General features: G+C 67.3%; 15 protein-coding genes, 1 tRNA gene and 1 pseudogene. 8 read left to right on the plus strand and 9 right to left on the minus strand.

Annotated features, from left to right (window positions below):
• Positions 1-104: 104 nt before the first annotated feature.
• The 7 genes and pseudogenes from gdhA to ACLQ3J_RS00315 form a co-directional block, all read right to left on the minus strand.
• A complete protein-coding gene (gdhA, locus tag ACLQ3J_RS00285; protein WP_169620451.1) occupies positions 105-1448 on the minus strand; it encodes an NADP-specific glutamate dehydrogenase in 1344 nt (447 codons plus the stop codon).
• A 360-nt stretch (positions 1449-1808) separates the two neighbouring features.
• Entirely contained in the window at positions 1809-2558 is a 750-nt protein-coding gene (locus ACLQ3J_RS00290; RefSeq protein WP_425901862.1) for a linear amide C-N hydrolase, read from the minus strand.
• A gap of 40 nt (positions 2559-2598) precedes the next feature.
• A pseudogene (locus ACLQ3J_RS00295) lies at positions 2599-2940 on the minus strand (linear amide C-N hydrolase); the annotation flags it as partial.
• 69 nt (positions 2941-3009) lie between these two features.
• Positions 3010-3086: transfer RNA gene (locus tag ACLQ3J_RS00300), tRNA-Arg, on the minus strand.
• A 49-nt stretch (positions 3087-3135) separates the two neighbouring features.
• A complete protein-coding gene (locus ACLQ3J_RS00305) occupies positions 3136-3816 on the minus strand; it encodes a DedA family protein (protein ID WP_425901864.1) in 681 nt (226 codons plus the stop codon).
• A 96-nt stretch (positions 3817-3912) separates the two neighbouring features.
• Positions 3913-4554: a response regulator gene (locus ACLQ3J_RS00310; protein WP_425902261.1), complete on the minus strand. Its 642-nt coding sequence runs from the start codon at positions 4552-4554 to the stop codon at positions 3913-3915.
• Positions 4555-4634: 80 nt separating this feature from the next.
• Complete coding sequence (locus ACLQ3J_RS00315) at positions 4635-5861, minus strand: sensor histidine kinase (protein WP_425902262.1); 1227 nt, start codon at positions 5859-5861, stop codon at positions 4635-4637.
• A gap of 195 nt (positions 5862-6056) precedes the next feature.
• On the opposite strand from ACLQ3J_RS00315, the gene ACLQ3J_RS00320 reads away from it, so the two are divergent.
• Entirely contained in the window at positions 6057-6674 is a 618-nt protein-coding gene (locus ACLQ3J_RS00320) for a DUF4352 domain-containing protein (protein WP_425901866.1), read from the plus strand.
• 152 nt (positions 6675-6826) lie between these two features.
• The gene (locus tag ACLQ3J_RS00325; protein WP_425901867.1) at positions 6827-8860 is read left to right on the plus strand and encodes a cytochrome c oxidase assembly protein; all 2034 of its coding nucleotides are present in this window, start codon (positions 6827-6829) and stop codon (positions 8858-8860) included.
• A gap of 30 nt (positions 8861-8890) precedes the next feature.
• On the opposite strand, the gene ACLQ3J_RS00330 is transcribed toward ACLQ3J_RS00325, so the two are convergent.
• Positions 8891-9736 (minus strand): tryptophan-rich sensory protein, encoded by an 846-nt coding sequence (locus ACLQ3J_RS00330; protein WP_425901868.1) that lies wholly within the window; start codon positions 9734-9736, stop codon positions 8891-8893.
• A gap of 150 nt (positions 9737-9886) precedes the next feature.
• Here ACLQ3J_RS00330 and ACLQ3J_RS00335 point away from each other — a divergent pair, with 150 nt between their 5' ends.
• The 6 genes from ACLQ3J_RS00335 (at position 9887) to ACLQ3J_RS00360 (ending at position 19234) form a co-directional block, all read left to right on the plus strand.
• Positions 9887-10999, plus strand: a complete 1113-nt coding sequence (locus ACLQ3J_RS00335; RefSeq protein WP_425902264.1) for an alpha/beta hydrolase family protein — start codon at positions 9887-9889, stop codon at positions 10997-10999.
• Between the two features lie 72 nt (positions 11000-11071).
• The gene (gene ettA / locus ACLQ3J_RS00340) at positions 11072-12745 is read left to right on the plus strand and encodes an energy-dependent translational throttle protein EttA (protein ID WP_169620458.1); all 1674 of its coding nucleotides are present in this window, start codon (positions 11072-11074) and stop codon (positions 12743-12745) included.
• Entirely contained in the window at positions 12738-13190 is a 453-nt protein-coding gene (locus tag ACLQ3J_RS00345; RefSeq protein ID WP_425901869.1) for an acyl-CoA thioesterase, read from the plus strand. Before ettA ends, ACLQ3J_RS00345 begins: the two co-directional genes overlap by 8 nt.
• Before the next feature lie 163 nt (positions 13191-13353).
• Entirely contained in the window at positions 13354-18105 is a 4752-nt protein-coding gene (locus tag ACLQ3J_RS00350; RefSeq protein ID WP_425902265.1) for an NAD-glutamate dehydrogenase, read from the plus strand.
• Positions 18106-18108: 3 nt separating this feature from the next.
• Positions 18109-18543 (plus strand): acyl-CoA thioesterase, encoded by a 435-nt coding sequence (locus tag ACLQ3J_RS00355; RefSeq protein ID WP_169620461.1) that lies wholly within the window; start codon positions 18109-18111, stop codon positions 18541-18543.
• Positions 18536-19234: a hypothetical protein gene (locus ACLQ3J_RS00360; protein WP_169620462.1), complete on the plus strand. Its 699-nt coding sequence runs from the start codon at positions 18536-18538 to the stop codon at positions 19232-19234. The genes ACLQ3J_RS00355 and ACLQ3J_RS00360 overlap by 8 nt, the downstream gene beginning before the upstream one ends.
• Before the next feature lie 5 nt (positions 19235-19239).
• On the opposite strand, the gene ACLQ3J_RS00365 is transcribed toward ACLQ3J_RS00360, so the two are convergent.
• Positions 19240-20856, minus strand: coding sequence for a glycoside hydrolase family 13 protein (locus tag ACLQ3J_RS00365; protein ID WP_425901872.1), 1617 nt, complete (start codon positions 20854-20856; stop codon positions 19240-19242).
• Positions 20857-20902 lie beyond the last annotated feature (46 nt).

Below are 20902 nucleotides of genomic sequence, written 5' to 3' on the forward strand. Positions count from 1 at the left end.
GCGCCGCGCACGCTGCCGGAAATCACGCAGCACAGTAGTCGGCCACAAACGGCGGGCCCCGGAAAAATCCGGGGCCCGCCGTTCGTCGTCGGTGCGGAGAAACGTCAGATGACGCCGAGTGCGAACATGGCGTCCGCGACCTTCACGAAGCCCGCGATATTGGCGCCGTGGATGTAGTCGCCGGGCTTGCCGTACTCGGCAGCGGTCTCGATGCAGCGGCCGTGGATGTCGCGCATGATGCGGGCGAGGCGCTCGTCGGTGTAGTCGAAGTGCCACGAGTCGCGCGAGGCGTTCTGCTGCATCTCCAGCGCGGAGGTGGCGACGCCACCGGCGTTGGCGGCCTTGCCCGGGGCGAAGCCGACACCGGCGTCGCGGAACACGGCGATGCCGCCGGGAGTGGTGGGCATGTTGGCGCCCTCGGCGACGACCTTGACGCCGTTGTTGACGAGGGTCTTCGCGGATTCCTCGTCCAACTCGTTCTGTGTGGCGCAGGGGAGCGCGATGTCGCAGGGGACGTTCCAGATGTTGCCGCCGGGGTAGAAGTCGGCGTCGCCGCGCTCGTCGAGGTACTCGGAGATGCGTCCGCGCCGGACTTCCTTGATCTCCTTGAGCAGCTCGACGTCGATGCCCTTGGGATCGTGGATGTAGCCCGAGGAGTCGGAGCACGCGACCACGGTGCCGCCGAGCTGGTGGATCTTCTCGATGGCATAGATCGCGACGTTTCCGGAGCCGGAGACGACTGCGGTGCGGCCTTCGACGGAGCTGCCGGCGTGCTTGGCCATCTCGGCGACGAAGTACGCCGCGCCGTAGCCGGTGGCCTCGCGGCGCACCTGCGATCCGCCCCAGGTGATGCCCTTGCCTGTCAGCACGCCCGACTCGTACGAGTTCGTGAGGCGCTTGTACTGGCCGAACAGGTAGCCGATCTCGCGGCCGCCGACTCCGATGTCACCGGCCGGGACGTCGGTGTACTCACCGATGTGGCGATGCAGTTCGGTCATGAAGGACTGGCAGAAGCGCATGATCTCCTGCTCGGACCGGCCCTTGGGGTCGAAGTCCGAACCGCCCTTGCCGCCGCCGATGGGCAGGCCGGTGAGCGCATTCTTGAAGATCTGCTCGAACCCCAGGAACTTCACGATGCCGAGGTTCACGCTGGGATGGAAACGCAGTCCGCCCTTGTAGGGGCCGAGCACGCTGCTGTACTGCACGCGGAACCCGCGGTTGACGTGCACCTGACCGTGGTCGTCGATCCACGGCACGCGGAAGATGATCTGGCGTTCGGGCTCGCACAGGCGCTCGATGAGGCCGTATTCGAAGTAGCCGGGGTGGCGCTCGAGCACGACATGCAGGGACTCGAACACTTCGGCAGCTGCCTGGTGGAATTCAGGCTCGCCCGCGTTCCGGGCCTTGACCTGCTCGTAAATCTCTGCGATGCGGTCCGAAGTCGACACGCTACCTACCTGACTATGTGAGGATTCTGTAACACGGCCTTTACATCTGAACTATAGGACGTGGCGCCGATCCACTGTTAGCCCGGTCTGCCGGTGCGATCGGAAACACACGGCGCTGAAGGGTGTCCGGCCACAAAAGCCCAGGAAATGATGTATGTCCGTGGGGTCCGAGGATGTCCGAGCAGACCTGACGGCACGGTGCGCGCTCCCGTCCCCGAGATCGGAGCCCTGCCCTGGAACCATCCCGATTCCGGCTCCCGGAGACGGTTCACCACCGGGGTCCGGGACGCGGCCTCGAACGCTGCGAGCGCAGCAGCCCAAACACAAGATCGGCTCGACGGGTTGGTCACACGGACACGGTCAGTTTTTCATGAGAATCTGCTGCTCGGTGACCAGCGGGTACGACGCCAGTTCGGTTCCGTCCAGATCTTCCTTGTGCATGTCCACGCCGGTGATCTGACTGTTCTCGTAATGCCGGTAGTAGTAGATACCTTTGTCGGTGTTGCAGCACGACGAGTAGATGGTGATCTCGTATTTGTCGCCGAGACGAACGCATCCCCGCTGCTGTTCCACGGAACCGAGAATGTGGAAGAACTGACTGATCGCCTCGGATTCGGACCGGCCCGACACCGAATTCACCTTCGTGAATGCGGCCTTCACGAATCGCGACATCGAGGACAGATCTCCCGGCAACCCGACAGCACCGAGCCCTCGGCTGTACACGTCGAACGGTATTTCCTTCGAGAAATGCGGCTCGGGCGGGTCGATCGACAGACTCATGTAGTTGTTGATATTGAACAACTGGATATCGAATGTCGGATTGTTGGTGAGCACCTGCAGCGGATTGTCGTGAACTTTCAGGCCCTCGGCCACGGACTCGACCACAACGGACTCGTTGCGGTCGGAGATGATCCAGTGCAGGGGAGAGGGCGGAAAGTCCGCGCTGAAGGCGGTGTCGACGATGCGTACGTCCGTCAGTGCACTCTTCACCTGGGCGACGGTGTCGAACTGTGCCAGGACCCACGGAATGAACTCGAAGGAAGCGACATTCGTGCCCTCCTCCGAAACGGGTTTGTAGTCGGCGTTGCCGGGAAAATTCAGTCCCGCCATGGCTCAAACCCTTCTCGTTCGTCCCGTCGTAGTACAGCGGATAACCGTCGGCGACGGTGGCCATGCCGATCATCGCGTAATGCGTAGCCTGCCGCGGCACCCTTCGGAACTCGAAGGGAAAGTTCCGAGGCGTCACGGTGACCGCTTCGTGGTAGGAGTATTCGAGGTCCAGGTTGCGGCCGAAGTAATGATCCTCAGCGGTGTAGTTGGCGGCTGTGCACATGCGACTACCTCCGAACTCGCGGTCCACCCCGATGCCGTGAGGGAGCGAGGTGGGCACCATGTGGATGCCTCGGTCGACGGAAGAGAGGGAACGCGTTGCCGCACGCCCGTCGGTGTCCGATGCGCAGTGCTCACGGTATCCGAGTGGGTGCACGCTCATGGAAGGTTTGGATGGACGCGGTCTCGGGTCGGCACGGTCTCGAGCCGGCACGGTCGCGAAACGGCATTGTGGTGCCCCCGGCAGGAATCGAACCTGCGACCTAGAGATTAGAAGGCTCTTGCTCTATCCAACTGAGCTACGGAGGCGCGGCCAGAATCTTAACGGCTCGGCGGCCAGCCGTGTGCGGGTACCCCTCTACGCGTTGCGCGCGGAGCCGGGGTTGTCCTCCTGGGCCTCCGGTGCGGTGCCGTTCCCCGGCGGGGAGACGCGCGGAATGTCCACCTCGCCGCCCTTGACCCTCTGCAGCACATGGTCGATCCCGATCCCCAGGACCACCGCGACACAGACGGAGATCACTGCGCCGAGCAACGGCTGGGATTCGAACCAGCCACCGACGAGCCTGCCCATCAGCGACGAGTACAGAGCCCAGGTGATGCCGCCGAGGATGGTCAGCGGCACGAACTTCTTGCGGGGGTATCGAGTGGCGCCGGCCGTCATGTTCACGGCGATACGGCCGATCGGGATGTACCGGGCGGTGAGAATGACCGCCGCGCCGCGCTTGTCCAGCCCGCGGCGGGCCCACGCGAACGCGGCTTTGCCCTTGGGGGTGCGCATCCAGCGGAATCGCTCCGTGCCGACCCGTCGTCCGATCGTGTACGCGATGTTGTCTCCGAGGATCGCCCCGACCGCTGCGATGACGATGATCGCGGCGAGGTACGGCCGACCGGTCGAACCCGACAGCGACGCCAGAGTGACGAGCACCGTCTCGCTCGGGACCGGCGGGAAGAACCCGTCGACGGTGCACACCACGAAGAGCAGCGGGTAGACCCACAGCGCAGCCGCCTGACCGGTGATGAACTCGTTGATCACATCCATGGGCTGGTGGTGTGCTCCCGTCGGTATCGCGCACGTGCTCACCCCACGGTATGCGGTCGGGACGGAAGTGGGAACGACCACGACACCCCGACGGCCTCAGGCGACCAGCCCGGCCCGGAACGCGGCCAGAGCCGCCTCCACTCGATTGCGGGTTCCGAGTTTGGTGAAGACCGCCGAAATGTGAGTCTTGACAGTGGTTTCGCTCAGGAACAAGCGGCCCGCGATGTCGGCGTTGGACGCACCGGTTGCGAGCACCTTCAGCACGTCGCGTTCACGCTCGGACAGCTTGGTGAGCTCCGTCACGGCCGGCGACGCGGTGGTCTCGCGACGACTCGCCACGATGCGGCGGAGGGAATCCTCGCTGAAGAGCGTGTTGCCGGCAGCGACCGCCCGCACCGACTGATGGAAGGTCTGCGGCGGCTCGTCCTTGCTCAGGAAACTGTGCGCACCGGCAGCGACGGCCTGCACCACGAGATCGTCGACGTCCATCGCTGTCATGGCGATCACGCGGGGCGGGTGGGGCATCGACATGAGTTGCCGGGTCGCCTCGAGGCCCCCGACTCGGCGCATCTTGAGATCCATCAGCACCACGTGCGGCGAGAACCGGTGGACGGCGTGGGGGACCCTGTCGCCGTCGTCGACATCGGCCACGACCACGATGTCGTCGGTCGCGGCGAAGATGTCGGTGACGCCACGGCGAACGAAGGGGTCGTCGTCGACGACGAGCACGGTGATCATCTCGGCAGCAGCGGGCACAGGTGGAGAGCCTAGGACCGGCCCCCGACACGAGGCGTGTTCCGCCCTCGCAGGATCGCCTGTCAGGCCGACCAGGGCACCCAGCAGTCGACGACGAACTCGGAGCCCACCACCCCGGCCCGGAGCGTGCCCCCGATCTGATGTGCCTGCTCGGCGAGACCGGTCAGGCCCGCCCGCGAACCGATGGGCACGGTCGGAGGCAACGAACTGAGTTCATTGCGCACGTCGATCCGGATGCCCTGGTAGGCAGCGCCGGTGATGGTGATGCGCACTGTCTGGTCCGACGCGTACTTCTGGACGTTGGTGAGGGCTTCCTGCACCACCCGGTACGTCACGTGGCCGGACACGGTGCCGACGTCACCGGGCTGGAGGTCGGTGAACAAGACGGTGTGCAGTCCGGCCGCGCGCGCGGACTGGACGAGATCGGCCACGGCATCGATCCCCTGATGTCCGCTGGCCCGCGGCGCCCCGGCCGTCCCGCGAAGCACACCGACGATGCTCTTGAGCTCGTCGAGAGATTCGTGCGCGGTGCTGCGGATCATGGCGGCCGTATTGGCTGTCTTCTGCGGATCATCGGCCCCACCGACCTGCAGTGCTCCCGCGAACAGGGAGATTCGGCTCAGCCCTGCGGCGAGCGTGTCGTGCATGTCGCGGGCGATCCGGGTTCGTTCCTCGGTACGGATCATCTCGTCGTGGATCGATTCCGTCTTCGCCGTCGCGCGGTCGCGCACGTGTTCGGCGACGGTCAGTTGCGAGCGGGTCTGCTCGAGCAGCGCGAGCACCACCACGACCGTGACGAGCGCCGCCGCGACCAGCCAGGGGATCCACCAGGCGACCTCCCACATCGGTTTGGGTGCGGTGTCGTCCGGGCGCATCGTGCCCATCGTGAGTACCGAGTTGTCTCGGGTGCGGTGCGCGTCGTACGTGAGTGAGATACCGCACGCGAAGAAGACGGCACCGGCGGCTCCGGCGAGTCGTCCGCTGCGTTCCGATTTGACGACGGCGTAGAGCGCGATGAGCGCGGCGGTGGCGTCGGTGGAGAACAGCAGAGGTCCGAGGAGCGTGACGACGAGCACCGTCCAGGGGCTCGAGTGGCGCCACACCAGAGCAAACGCTGCGACCAGGCCGAGCACGAACCCGAGTGCGAAGTTCCATTCGGGAACCGTCTTCGAGTCCGACGACAGTCCCAGGGTCAGCAACGTGCAGAACAGGCTCAGTGTCACGGCAGCGGTGGTCCAGGCACGCCGGCGCCACACCGGACGCCGGAGACCCTGAGCGGAAGTAACCATCACTGGGTGCACGCTACGCAATCGCGTGACACACCCACATGGTCCGAACGGTCCGCAGTGATCGGTCCGAAAGGAGGAGGGGGTCCGTCCGATCGGACGAGGTGCCGGACCGGGCAACTCGGGTGAGCTGTTCACACCGGAGGAGCGGCACCGCCTGCTCCGCATCTCCAGCCCAGACCAATGAGGAGAAGCGTCATGACACACCCCATCTCGTACCCCGACCCGAACCAGAACCCGTCCGGACAGCCGCCGCGCGCCAAGCGCCGGATCTGGCCCTGGATCGTCGTCGGTGTGCCCGTCCTCCTGTTCGGCGCATGTTCCATCGCCGTGGTCTCCAGCGTCGGCGGCGAGAAGGAGGCCACCGTCACATCCGGTCCCGTCGGCGACGAGGTAGTGGCCGATCGGGGACCGGAATTCTCCGGGAAGCTCGACCACGACACCGCCGCGGTCGCCGGCGCTACCATCACCCGCGACGATCTCGCCTACACCGTCGGACCGCTCCAGCTCATCGACTCCGTACTGGGCAGCTACCTCTGCAGCGAGGTGACGATCGTCAATGTGGGCACAGACCAGAACGACTTCAACGGATACATGGACTGGCATGTGCAGGACGCCGGCGGCGCGATCCGCAATTCCACGTTCGGTGCCGACCGCCCGATGCTCAACTCGGGCCGCCTCGCACCGGGCGGCACCGCAACCGGAAACGTGTGCTTCGACGCAAGGGCCGGTGCCGCTCCCGGCACGTACGTCGTCCTGTTCGAGGACACGTTCTCGCTGTCGACCGATCGGCTCGCCTGGGTTTCGACACTCTGATCCGACTGTTCGATACGTGCCCGTCGGAGTGATCCCCGGCGGGCCGTCGCAGTGATCCCCGGCGGGCCGTCGCAGTGATCCCCGGCGGGCCGTCGCAGTGATGTCCGACGGGGCGTCGTAGTTACGGTTCGGGAGGTCCTACCCTGGTAGGCATGGCAGCACCCGAGCTCGCGTCCGACGCGCAGCATTCAGTGCCCGCGTCCGGACGCGGGAACCCGTCTGTTTTGTTCGTCCTCTTCGGCATCCTCGCCGCCATCGTCGCGGCACTGATCGTCGGCGCGTCCGCCGCGCAGGCGCTGGTCCTGCTCGGCATCCCGGACCCGGGGGCCCTGACCACCTACGGTCTGCCTGCGGTTCGCGCGGTGTCCGAAATCGCGACCGTGATCACGATCGGTTCGCTGTTCTTCGCGGCGTTCCTCGTGCCGCCGCAGAAGAACGGCGTCCTCGATGTCGGCGGGTACCGCGCGGTCCGGACCGCAGGTGTCGCGGCGGTGGTGTGGGCCGCGACGGCCGCGCTGCTCGTGCCGCTGACCCTGTCCGACACCTCCGGCGCGCCGTTCACCGAAGCGCTCCGGCCGGAGAACCTGTTCAGTGCGCTCGGACAGGTGGAGACCGCGTCGGCCTGGGCATGGACGACGGTGCTCGCTCTGATCACCGCGCTGCTGATCCGGATGGCGGTGCGCTGGTCGTGGGTGCCCTATCTGCTCCTGCTGTCGCTGGTGACATTGATGCCGGTCGCACTGACGGGCCACTCGTCCTCGGGCGGATCGCACGACCTCGCCACCAACAGCCTGGTGCTGCATCTCGTGGCCGCGTCGGTCTGGGCCGGTGGCCTGTTCGCACTTCTCGCGCATTCGTGGCGCGGCGGCGCGTACACCGACGTCGCGGCGCGACGGTTCTCCTTCGTCGCCGGTCTCGCGTTCGTGGTCATGGCTGTGACCGGCGTGATCAACGCGGGAGTGCGGGTCTCGCTCGACGACCTCACGACAACCACGTACGGCAGGCTCCTGATCGCCAAGATCGTGGCGCTGGTAGTGCTCGGGCTGTTCGGCTGGCTGCAGCGGCGACGGGCACTTCCGGCGCTCGAAGCCGATCCGACCAGCCGGGGTGCCCTCGTCCGGTTCGCCGCCGTCGAGTCGTTCGTCCTCGCCGCGACGGTGGGCCTGGCCGTCGGGTTGGGCCGCACCCCGCCGCCGGCCCCGGATGCCGTGCCCACGGTTCAGGAAGTGGCCCTCGGATACAACCTCGAGGTGCCCCCGTCGTTCGCCAACCTGTTCTTCGGGCAGTGGCGATTCGACCTCATCTTCGGCACCCTCGCGATCGTTCTGGCCGTCGCATACGCCATCGGCCTGTGGACGCTGCGCAAGCGCGGTGACGCCTGGCCGGTGGGCCGGAGCATCGCGTGGTTCTCCGGTTGCTTCGTGCTGCTGGTCGCCACGTCGTCGGGTGTCGGCATGTACTCCGCCGCGATGTTCAGCGTGCACATGGGCGCGCACATGGCCATGTCGATGCTCGCGCCGGTGCTCCTGGCACTCGGCGGTGCGATGACCCTGGCGCTGCGCGCGTTCAAGCCGGCCGGCCGCGGTGCTCCTCCGGGACCCCGCGAGTGGATCCTCGAATTCCTGCACAGCCCGCCGTCGCGGTTCTTCACTCACCCGATCGTCGCGTCGGTGATGTTCGTCGGCGGCTTCTACGCCTTGTATCTCGGTGGCATCTTCGAGACCTTCGCCGACAGCCACACCGCGCACGTGCTGATGAACCTGCACTTCCTGATGAGCGGCTATCTCTTCTACTGGGTGGTGATCGGCGTCGATCCGTCGCCACGCGACCTGCCGCCGGTCACGAAACTCGGCATGGTCTTCGGTTCGCTGCCGTTCCACGCATTCTTCGGCGTCACCCTCATGAGCATGGGAACGGTGATGGCCGAGTCGTACTACCGCGGTCTCGCGCTGCCGTGGAACTACGACCTGTTCGACGACCAGAAGGTCGGCGGCAGTATCGCGTGGTCGGCGGGTGAGATCCCGCTCGTGCTCGTCATGCTCGCATTGCTCGTGCAGTGGTCGCGCAGCGATACACGGACTGCGCGCCGGGTGGATCGGGCCGCGGATCGTGACGAGGACGCCGACCTCGCCGCGCACAACGCGATGTTCGCGGAGTTGGCCCGCCGGGACCAGGAAGCGCGCTAGCGGCCCGCGGGAGCGCCTGCGGTCCGGGTCTCACACGGGTTTTCGCGTGCGGGCCCGTTCGGTGGCGATCCGCACGGCAACTGCGGCCACCACCGCCACGACCGCGGCGACCACCGCCGCAACCGCCGCCGGTGTCGAGTTCCAGCCGTCGTCGGCGGTGCGGCCGACCGCGATCCAGCCCAGACCCCAGGCCATGGCGGCGGCAACCGCGAGACGTCCGTGCCCGGCGAACGCGACCACCACCGACACGGCCGCGACCACGGCGAGGATCACCACGGCCCACACGTCGGCGCCCCACCCGAACGGATCGATGTCCGCGGAATTCAGGGCCGCCGCGGTGTTGGCGACCGTGGCGACCGCGACCCACCCCAGGTAGACGAACATCGTGCCGTCGACGACGACAGCCTCGAGGCGGCTCGACGGAGCAGATGCCGTGAGCCCGAGGAAAACGCGAACCAGGATTGCGAGCAGTGCGACGATCACCACCACGCTGAGGCCGACCTGATCGATCTGGATCGTCCCGATCCATAATGCGTTGAGAAGCATCGACGCGGCGATCCACCAGCCGAGAGTGCGTTGCCGCGGGTCGGTGTGGTGGGCGGGCAGCAGTTGCCACACAGCCAGCGCGATCAGCCCGATATAGATCAGCGTCCAGATCGAAAACGCGGCGCCGCCGGGGGCAACGGCCGTCGCATCCGACGCGAGGGCTCCGCCCGCCGCTTCGGCGACGGGCGTCCCGGCGACCGCGCCGGAGCCGAGAAACGAGCCCGCGACGGCGATTACCGCGCTCACCGCCACCGTGACGACGCGTGCGACGTCCCGCCCGGTCCTGGACTCCACGGCGGGAGGCGACGAGGTCGAGGAATGTGATGTCATACACACAGGTTGCCCGGCGCGGCGCTCATCCAACCGGAATCTCTCCGCATCCGATCTTCGATACCGCCCGCCCGGTGTGCACGTATGGTGCTCGCTGTGACTGCGCGCAGGGGGACGGACGAGACGACATCGCACGGACGTGTCGGGAGTGTGATCGCGGGTTTTCTCGCGTGTCTTCTTGCCGTCGGAGCGCCCGTTGCCGTCTCCGGTACAGCGCACGCACAGCCGGCACCCGGAGCGGTGGTGTCGGAGGCCCCGCTCGACAGCCGATTGTCGTTGCCGGGAGCCGCCTCGGCTCGTGCGCTCTCGTACACGACGCAGTGGCGCTCGGGTGAGACGGCGACTGCCACCGGGGTGGTGTTCGTACCCGGCGGCGAACCTCCCGCGGGCGGCCGGCCCGTCGTCGCCTGGGCACACGGCACCACCGGTCTCGCCGACGACTGCGCCCCCTCCCGTAATCCGCGGAGTGAACGCGACACCGCCTACCTCGAGCATTGGCTCGATCAGGGATATGCCGTCGTCGCGGCCGACTACCCGGGTCTCGGATCCGACGGCCTGCATCGATACCTCGACGGGCAGAGCGCCGCGAACAGCATCGTCGATCTCGTGCGTGCGGCGCGCGCGGTGGAGCCGTCGCTGTCGGAGCGCTGGGTGGTCGTCGGGCAGTCGCAAGGAGGGCACGCGGCGCTGCACACGGCGAATACCGCCACCGATCGCGCGCCCGAACTCGACTTCCGCGGAACACTCACGACGGGGGCGCCGTCGAATCTCGAACTGGTCTTCCCGATCGGCTTCCCGGAGTTTCCGGATCTTCCGCTCGACGGACTGACCGCCTTCGGAGCGTTCATCTTCGCTGGGCTGCGCGAGGCGGATCCGGGACTCGATCTCGACGGCTATCTCACCGGTCTCGGGCGGGAAGTCGTCGATGCGGCGGAGTCGCTGTGTTACGACGAGATGCTCGCGCGCTACACCGGCGTCGGGATCGGGGACCTGCTCGCCCGACCGCTCGGCGACGACCGGTTCCCGGCGGCCCTGTCCGATTACCTGGGAGTTCCGGTGAACGGTTACGACCGGCCGCTGTTTCTCGCCCAAGGCCTCGACGACCGGGTCGTGCCGGCGCCGTTGAGTGTCAAGCTGGTCGCGGACCTGTGGGCCGGGGGAGCGCAACCCCGGTTCGCCACCTATCCCACGGGGCATTCGGAGACCATGGCCGCGTCGCTTCCGGACACCACACCGTTCGTCGCGGAGTTGTTCGCGGGCTGATCGGAGGTCCCGCTCGGGCGGGACGACGCGCAGGATGTGGGTTATCCCGCCGGGGCGGATACGCTGGTCGTCATGGCGGAGTTCATTTACACGATGAAGAAGGTGCGCAAGGCGCACGGTGACAAGGTCATCCTCGATGACGTCACCATGAGCTTCTACCCGGGCGCGAAGATCGGCGTCGTGGGACCCAACGGCGCGGGAAAGTCGTCGATCCTCAAGATCATGGCGGGCTTGGATCAGCCCAGCAACGGTGAGGCTTTCCTCGATCCGGACGCGACGGTCGGCATCCTCCTGCAGGAGCCCCCGCTCAACGAGGAGAAGACGGTCAAGCAGAACGTCGAGGAGGGCCTCGGCGACATCAAGGTCAAGCTCGACCGGTTCAACGAGATCGCCGAACTGATGGCGACGGACTACTCGGACGAACTGATGGAAGAGATGGGCGTCCTCCAGGAGGAGCTCGATCACGCCAACGCGTGGGATCTCGACTCGCAGCTCGAACAGGCGATGGACGCGCTGCGCTGCCCGCCGCCGGACGAGCCGGTCACGCACCTCTCCGGTGGTGAGCGCCGCCGTGTCGCGCTGTGCAAGCTTCTGCTGAGCAAGCCGGACCTGCTGCTTCTCGACGAGCCCACCAACCACCTCGACGCCGAGTCCGTGCTCTGGCTCGAGCAGTTCCTCGCGTCGTACCCCGGCGCCGTCCTGGCCGTCACTCACGACCGGTACTTCCTCGACCATGTCGCGCAGTGGATCTGTGAGGTCGACCGCGGCAAGCTGCATCCGTACGAGGGCAACTACTCGACGTACCTGGAAAAGAAGGCCGAGCGCCTCGAGGTGCAGGGCAAGAAGGACCAGAAGCTGCAGAAGCGCCTCAAGGAGGAGCTCGAGTGGGTCCGGTCCGGGTCCAAGGCCCGGCAGACGAAGAGCAAGGCGCGCCTCGGACGCTACGAGGAGATGGCAGCGGAAGCCGAGAAGCACCGCAAGCTCGACTTCGAAGAGATCCAGATCCCGACGCCTCCGCGCCTGGGCAACGTCGTCGTGGAGGTCGAACACCTCGACAAGGGCTTCGACGGCCGCGTGCTCATCAAGGACCTGTCGTTCACCCTGCCGCGTAACGGCATCGTCGGCGTGATCGGTCCCAACGGCGTGGGTAAGACCACGCTGTTCAAGACCATCGTGGGTCTCGAGGAGCCGGATTCGGGCACCGTCAAGGTGGGCGACACCGTCAAGCTGAGTTACGTCGACCAGAACCGCTCCAACATCGACCCCACCAAGAACGTGTGGGAAGTCGTGTCGGGCGGCATGGACTACATCGAGGTCGGGCAGAACGAGATGCCGTCGCGCGCGTACGTCAGCGCGTTCGGTTTCAAGGGACCGGATCAGCAGAAGAAGGCCGGCGTGCTCTCCGGCGGTGAGCGCAATCGGCTGAACCTCGCGCTGACCCTCAAAGAGGGCGGCAACCTGATCCTGCTCGACGAACCGACCAACGACCTCGACGTCGAGACCTTGAGTTCGCTCGAGAACGCGCTGCAGCAGTTCCCGGGCTGCGCCGTCGTGATTTCCCACGATCGCTGGTTCCTCGACCGCACCTGTACCCACATCCTCGCCTGGGAGGGCAACGTCGAGGAAGGCAAGTGGTTCTGGTTCGAGGGCAACTTCGAGGCGTACGAAGCCAACAAGGTCGAGCGTCTCGGCGCGGATGCGGCACGTCCGCACCGCGTCACCCACCGGAAGCTCACTCGTGACTGATCGTCTGGAGACGAAGCCGAACGGTGTCGGGACGAACACCGTCGGCGAGCCGTTCCGTTGTTCGCTCGAGGTGCGCTGGGCCGACTCCGATCGGCTCGGTCACGTCAACAACACCAAAGTCGTCGAGTACATGCAGGAAGCGCGGATCAAGTTCCTGATCAGCCACCTTTCTGGGCGCGGTGTCGTCGCGGTCCGCAAGATGGACGCCGAGTTCCTGCGGCCCATCAAGGATGCGTCGGGCCCGCTCGATGTCGAGATCGCCGTGTTGCACGTGGGTACCTCGTCGTTCACGCTGCGCCACACGATCCTCGACCGGCACGGGGTGGTGTGTGCCCACGGGGACGCTGTTCTCGTCGGGTTCGACGTCCACACCGATCGGTCGAGGCCGCTGAGCGATCTCGAACGTGAGGTCCTCGACCGGTACCGGGTCGCGGCGCCGGGCTGACAGCCCGCGTGTCCGGCCCCCAACCTGTGGCGCCGCGGATAGGCTCGAACTCGGGCCCGTCCGCGGCGCTCGGTTTTGTCCGGCAAGCAGGTCAGGGAGTGAAGTAATGGCGGATTCAACTGCGTCGCAACTGGATTCGTCGTTGGTGGCGACTCTCGTGCAGATGTACGAGCAGTCGGGCGAGGAAATCGGCGCACCTGAAGCAGTGGCCGCCGCCCATCTCGAACTGGGACGCGAGCGTGCGCCGGGCACGGCGGCGATCCGGGTTCGTCCGCCGGGAGACGACCCACTGGGATCGACCGCCCAGATCGTCACCGACGACATGCCCCTCCTCGTCGAGGCCGTCCTGGCACTCTTCGCCCGCCTCGGAGTGGGTGTCGATGCGGTGGTGCACCCGGAGTTCTCGGCACTGCGCGACGACGCGGGACTGCTGCGCGACCTCTCGCCCGGAAACCCGTCGGTCGACGACGAGGATCCGGTGCACCGGATCGCCGAGTCGTGGATGCACGTGCAGTTCGCACTCGGAGCCGACGGACCCACAGTCGACGAGATCGACGACGGACTCCGCCGTGCGCTGGCCGAAGTGCGGCAGGTCGTCTCCGACACCGAACCGATGCTCGCCCTGCAGCGCGAACTCGCCGGTGCACTCGACGCGCTCGCGGTCGTTCCGCCGCCGCAGCACACCGCCACCGTTCTCGCCGAAACCGCCGATCTGTTGCGCTGGCTCGCCCGCGGGCATTTCACCATGCTCGGTTACCGGCGCTACGAGTTCGTCGACACCGATGGATCAGGCGTGGTGCGAGCGCGCCCCGTCCGGGGCAGCGGACTGGGGGTCCTGCGCACCGAGGGCCCCGACAGCGATCCACTCGAGTTGCCGCCCGGTGCGCACCCCGACCGGCGGCCGTTGCTCGTCCTCACCCAGGGGGCGCTGCCGACGACCGTGCACCGCTCGGTCTATCCGTATTTCGTGGGGATCGCAGTCCTCGATGCGGAAGGTCGCGTGGTCGGTGAGCACCGCTTCCTCGGAGTGCTGACGGTGACCGCGCTCAACGACAACATCCTCGACATCCCGCTGATCTCCCGCCGGGTGCGTGCCGTGATCGCCCGTGCCCACGTGGACATTTCGTCGTACAGCGGTCAGGCGATGCTCGAGATCATGCAGACCATCCCGCGTGCCGAACTCTTCTCGATGGACACCGCCACCCTCTACGACACCGTCACGTCGGTGGTCGACATCCGCAGGCAGGTCCGGTTGTTCGTACGCGTCGACACGCACCGCCGGTACGTGTCGTGCCTGGTGTACCTGCCGCGCGACCGGTACACGACGAAGGTCCGCATCGCGATGCAGGACATCCTCTTGAGCGAGTACGGCGGGGGAGTCCTCGACTACACCGCGCGGGTCTCGGAGGGGGAGCTGGCTCTCCTGCACGTCACGATCAGGTTCCCCGGGCGCGGCCGGCACGAGATCGACACCTCCGACGAGAACCGCATCCGGATCCAGGCGCTGCTCGCGGCGACCAGCAGGAACTGGACCGATCGGCTTTCCGAGGCCGCCGCCGGCGATGCCCGCGTCGACGCCGCACTGGTGCAGCGATACGCCGACGCGGTGCCCGAGGCGTACAAGGAGGATTTTCCGTCGGAGCGCGCTCTCTCCGATCTGGTGGTGCTCGAGGGTCTTCGGGTCGGTGAGATCGAGACGCGGCTCTGCCGGTCCGACGGCGCAGCACCCGGGGCGTGGCGCTTCACCCTGTACGTCGGCGACGAGCCGGTCACCCTCGGCCGGGTGCTTCCGGTGCTGCAGAGCCTCGGCGTCCAGGTTATCGACGAGCGCCCGTACCGGGTTCCCCGGTCCGACGGAATCGATTGCTGGATCTACGATTTCGGTCTCGGGCTTCCGGGCGATCTCGCGCCGGACACTCTGGACTCCGACCCGACGCTCGCGGGTCGTTTCACCGACATGTTCGTCGTCGCCTGGCGTGGTGATTCCGAGACCGACAGGTTCAACGAACTGGTGTTGCGCGCCGGGCTGGTGTGGCGTCAGGCGGTCATGCTGCGTGCCTACGCGAAATACCTGCGGCAGACCGGTTTTCCGTACAGTCAGCACAACATCGAAGGCGTACTGCTCGACTACCCCGAGATCACGGTCCTGCTGGTCCGGCTGTTCGAGGCCCGATTCGATCCGGAGGTTGCCGAATCCGAGAGTGAAGAACGCATCTCCGGCGAGCTCACGTCGAAGATCGAGGCCGTGACAGGACTGGTCCCCGACCGGATCCTGCGGGGGCTGTTCTCGCTGATCCGCTCCACCCTGCGCACCAACTACTTCGTCCCCGCGGACGACGACTCCGCCCGCGGCCGCGTCCTGTCGATGAAGCTCGATCCGGCCGGCATCGCCGAACTCCCGCAGCCACGACCGAAGTTCGAGATCTTCGTCTACGCACCCGATGTGGAGGGCGTGCACATGCGGTACGGCGCCGTCGCCCGCGGTGGTCTCCGATGGTCCGACCGCCGTGAGGATTACCGCACCGAGGTTCTCGGGCTCGTCAAGGCGCAGGCGGTCAAGAACGCCGTCATCGTTCCCGTCGGGGCGAAAGGCGGATTCGTCGTCAAGCACGCGCCGCAGCCCACCGGCGACGCCGCTGCCGATCGTCGAGCCGTCCGTGAGCGCGGCGAACAGTGCTACCGCCGGTTCATCTCCGGGCTGCTCGACGTCACCGACAACCTCGATCGGTCGCGCACCACGGTGATCCCACCGGAACGGGTGGTGCGCCACGACACCGACGACACCTACCTCGTGGTGGCCGCCGACAAGGGCACCGCGTCGTTCTCCGACCTGGCCAATTCGGTTGCGGCAGACTACGGCTTCTGGCTCGGTGACGCGTTCGCATCCGGCGGCTCGGCCGGATACGACCACAAGGAGATGGGCATCACCGCGCGCGGCGCATGGGAGAGCGTCAAGCGGCACTTCCGTGAGCGCGGACTCGATACGCAGACGGAGAACTTCACCGTCGCCGGCATCGGTGACATGAGCGGCGACGTGTTCGGCAACGGGATGTTGCTCAGCGAGCACATCCAGCTCGTCGCCGCGTTCGACCACCGCCACATCTTCCTCGATCCGGAGCCCGACGCGGCTCGCTCGTTCGCCGAACGACGGCGGATCTTCGAGCTTCCCCGCTCGTCGTGGGCCGACTACGACCCGGCACTGATCGGCGAGGGCGGGGGAGTGTGGGAACGCACCCGCAAATCGATCCCGGTCAGCGAACAGGCCCGCCGGGTGCTCGCCCTGCCCGACGACGTCACCGAACTCACCCCGTCCGAACTGATCCGGGCGATCCTGCGCGCACCCGTCGACCTGCTGTGGAACGGCGGCATCGGCACCTACATCAAGGCGCGCTCGGAATCCCACGCCGACGTCGGGGACAAGAGCAACGACTCCGTGCGCGTCGACGGCGACAGTGTGCGGGCACGGGTGGTCGGCGAAGGCGGCAATCTCGGAGTGACGCAACTCGGGCGTATCGAATACGCCCGCACCGGCGGAAAGATCAACACCGACGCTATCGATAACTCGGCGGGCGTGGACTGCTCCGACCACGAGGTCAACATCAAGATCCTGCTCGACTCGGTGGTCACCGCCGGCGAACTCCGGACCGAAGACCGTAACCCGCTGCTCGCCTCCATGACCGACGACGTCGCGGAACTCGTGCTCGCCGACAACATCGGGCAGAACAATGTCCTGGGTCTCGAGCGAGCGGCCGCGCCATCGCTGCTCGGTGTACACCAGCGGCTCCTCGGCGCGCTCGAAGCCGAGCACGGACTCGACCGTCGCCTCGACGCGTTACCCGACGACGCCGAGATCGCACGCCGGTTCACAGCGGGGGAGGGCCTCACCTCGCCCGAGTTGTCCCAGCTGCTCGCCCACGTCAAGCTCGCCCTCGTCGAGGAACTTCTCGCCACCGACGTGCCCGACAGCGACACGTTCGCGTCGCGCCTGCCCGGTTATTTCCCGCCCGCGCTCCGGGATCGGTTCGCCACCGCAATCAAGGCGCACCCGCTCCGCCGGCAGATCGTCGCGACCATCCTCGCGAACGAAACCGTCGACAACGGCGGCATCTCCTTCGTGTACCGGCTGACCGAGGAGACCGGAGCGTCGAGCACCGACGCGGTCCGCGCATACGCCGCGGTCACCGCGATCTTCGGGCTGCCCGCGATCTGGGACCGGGTCCGCAGCGAGCGGCTTCCCACCGACGTCGAGGACGACCTGCTCCTCGAATCGCGTCGGGTCCTGGACCGCGCGTCGCGGCGGCTGCTCTCGACACGGCCGCAACCCCTCGCGGTGGGCGCGGAGATCAGCCGGTATCGCGACCGCTTCGCACGACTCGCCCCGCGGGTCGGCGAATGGGTGCGGGGGCATCACGTCGAAGACTTCGCCCGCAGGACCCGGCCCGTGCTCGATCGGGGTGCGCCGGCCGAACCCACGGATGCGGTGTACTACCTCCTCGTGCAGTTCGCGCTGCTCGATGTCATCGACGTCGCGGACATCGTCGAGCGGGACGACGAGGAGGTCGCGGAACTGTACTACGCACTCGACGCGCATCTCGGAATCGACCGCCTTCTCAGTGCGGTCTCTGCCCTCGAACGAGGAGACCGCTGGCACTCCCTCGCCCGCTTGGCATTACGCGACGACCTGTACGGATCGTTGAGTGCCTTGGTGCTCGACGTGTTCGCCGGGGCGGAGCCGGGCGAGACCACCGCGGAGATGATCGAGGACTGGGAGTTGTCCAACGGGTCGAGGCTCGTGCGTGCGAGGGCGGCGCTCGAGGAGATCTTCGCGTCTGGGAACCTGGACCTCGCCGTCCTGTCGGTGGCGGCACGTCAGATCAGAAGCATGGTGCGCACCGGCGCATCCGATCGGAGGTAACGAGTGGGCAGCGCGGGGGAACAGTTCGGATTCCACACCGAGGTGATGGTGCGGTGGTCCGACATGGATGTCTTCCAGCACATCAACCACGCGCGGATGGTGACGTTGCTCGAAGAGGCGCGCATCCCGTGGCTCTTCGCCGACGGCCGGCCCACCCAGAGCCTGCGCGAAGGTGCCGTGATCGCAGATCTCCACGTGCGGTACCGGCGGCAACTCCGCCACTCGGACGGCCCGCTCGACATCATGATGTGGACCGAGAAGGTCCGGGCGGTCGACTTCACCATCGGTTACGAGGTGCGTCCCGGTGGCGCTCCGGCCGACTCCGCACCGGCCGTGATCGCCTCCACCCAGATTGCGGCGTTCGACATCGACACCCAGCGGCTGCGGCGGCTCGACGACCACGAACGTGAGTTCCTGCTGCGGTGGCGGCGTGACTGACACAGCCGGCCGGGGCCGCGGTGAACGCGCGATACGTCTCGACGGGCCCGCCGAGCGCACCGACCTCGCCAGCTTCCTCACCCATGTGCTGCGCATGGACGACGCGGCTGTCGTACGCCTGCGCCGCCGGGGCGACGGTGTGCTCGGCGTGTGGGCGCAGACCGGCTTCGAGGTCCTCGCGTCGCGGGTCGTGCGCGGCACCGTCGATCCTGCCGACACGTGCGTCGCCGCCGACGGCCTGCGCGCCGCGCTCGTCGGGGCGTCGGGTCCGCACCCCGAGGTGGACCCGGGATGGGCGATGGATTCGGCCTGGCGCGGTGCGCTGCCCCCCGAGGGCGGCTACACGCACGTCGACGACGTCCCTGCCCGCGTGCTCGTCGAACTCGCCCACCGCGGCGTGACCGTGACCCGCGAGCAGGGCGCGCAAGGACCTCCGGCGTCGCTGCTCGCGCAGGAAGTACTGGAAGTGAGCGGCGGTGACACGACGGTGGGGGTGCCCATGCGGATGGTCTTCGCGCTGGGCGCAATGGGATTCGTCCCCACCTCGGGCCGGGACTCCGGCGATGTCGAGGGCATCGATCCCGCCGAGGTGGTCCGGGTTCGCGCCTCCCCGACGTGGCTGCGCCTCGATGCACGGTACGGGTCCGTCCATCTGCGCCGGACCGGTGGTCTCGGTCTGAGTGTGGTGTAGCCCGGTCAGACGAGCCAGGCGGCACTGTCGGGCGGGAGATGCCGGCCCGCGATCGGTGTGCTGGACAACAGCACCGTGCCCGGCGGGAGCACGACCGGCTCCGTGCCGGCGTTGAGCACACACGTCACTCCGCCGGTACGCCGGAACGCGAGACAGCCGGGCGGGCTGCCGTACCAGCCGATGTCGTCGCCGGAGATCTCCGGACGTTCGTGCCGCAGCTCGATGGCGCGCCGGTACAGCGACAGTGTCGATCCCGTGTCGGCGAGCTGCGCTTCGACGGTGAGCGCGGCCCAGTTCTCGGGCTGGGGCAGCCACGACTGCGACGCGCCGGTGAATCCGAACGGAGGGGCCGTGCCCTCCCACGGCAGAGGGACGCGGCATCCGTCCCGGCCACGGTCGGTGCGCCCCGAGCGTTCCCACACCGGGTCCTGCAGCACCTCGTCCGGGAGATCCACGTTCGGTAGCCCGAGTTCGGCTCCGTTGTAGACGAACGCCGCACCCGGTAGCGCCAACTCCACCAGGATCATGGCGCGGGCCCGGGCGAGGCCGCGCGCACCGCCTCCGTAGCGGCTCACCTCCCGGTCCACGTCGTGGTTCGACAATGTCCAGGTCGGGGACGCCGGTGTGCCGGCGACAGCGGCGAAGCCCTTGTCGATCGCTTCCTTGATCTCGTTCGCATCCCAGCCCGCGAGAGTCAGGTGGAACTCGAAACCGAGGTGCAACTCGTCCGGCCGCAGATAGGCGGAGAACCGCTCGTGATCGCTGACCCAGATCTCACCGATCGTCACCGCATGCGGATACTCGTCGAGCACTTCCCGGATAGCCCGGTGGATGGCATGGACTTCGGGATTGTCGAAGCGGGGATCGGACGCGGCATGTCCGAGGAGTTCGTTCTCCTCCCAGCCGTCGTGGTCGGCCAGGTCTGCGGGCTTGGCCATGCCGTGCGCGACGTCGATGCGGAACCCGTCCACGTGCCGGTCGTGCAGCCAGAACCGGAGAGTCTTCTCGAGGTCCTCGCCGACATCCGGGTCGGCCCAGTTCAGATCGGGTTGCTGCGAGGCGAACACGTGCAGGTACCACTGGCCCGGGGTGCCGTCGGGCTCGGTGACCCGGGTCCAGGCCGGACCTCCGAAGATGCTGGGCCAGTTGTTCGGCGGCTCGTCGCCGCCCGGCCCGCGACCGTCACGGAAATGGAAACGGTTGCGTTCCGCGCTTCCCGGTGGCGAGGCGAGTGCCTCGTGGAACCAGGGATGTTCGCTGCTGACATGGTTCGGCACGAGGTCCATCACGACACGAATGCCCCGCGCGTGCGCCTCGCCGACCAACGCGTCGAAGGCGGCGACGTCACCGAAGAGAGGGTCGATGTCGCGGGGGTCGGATACGTCGTACCCGTGATCCGCCATCGGCGACCGCATCACGGGATTGAGCCAGAGCGCGTCGACTCCGAGGAGTTCGAGGTACCAGAGGTGGCTGCGGATCCCGGCGAGATCGCCGACCCCGTCTCCGTCCGAGTCGGCGAACGACCGCGGATACACCTGGTAGAACACGGCATCGCGCCACCAGGCCCGCGCGGGGACGGGACCGTCGGTCGGCGCATCGCTGGGGCGGGCCACGGGAGTCATCGTGACAGATGCGCGCCGCGTGGACAGGTCGAACCGTGGCAGCGAA

The sequence above is a fragment of the Rhodococcus sp. DT1 genome (genome assembly GCF_049844875.1).
Lineage (GTDB): Bacteria > Actinomycetota > Actinomycetes > Mycobacteriales > Mycobacteriaceae > Rhodococcus.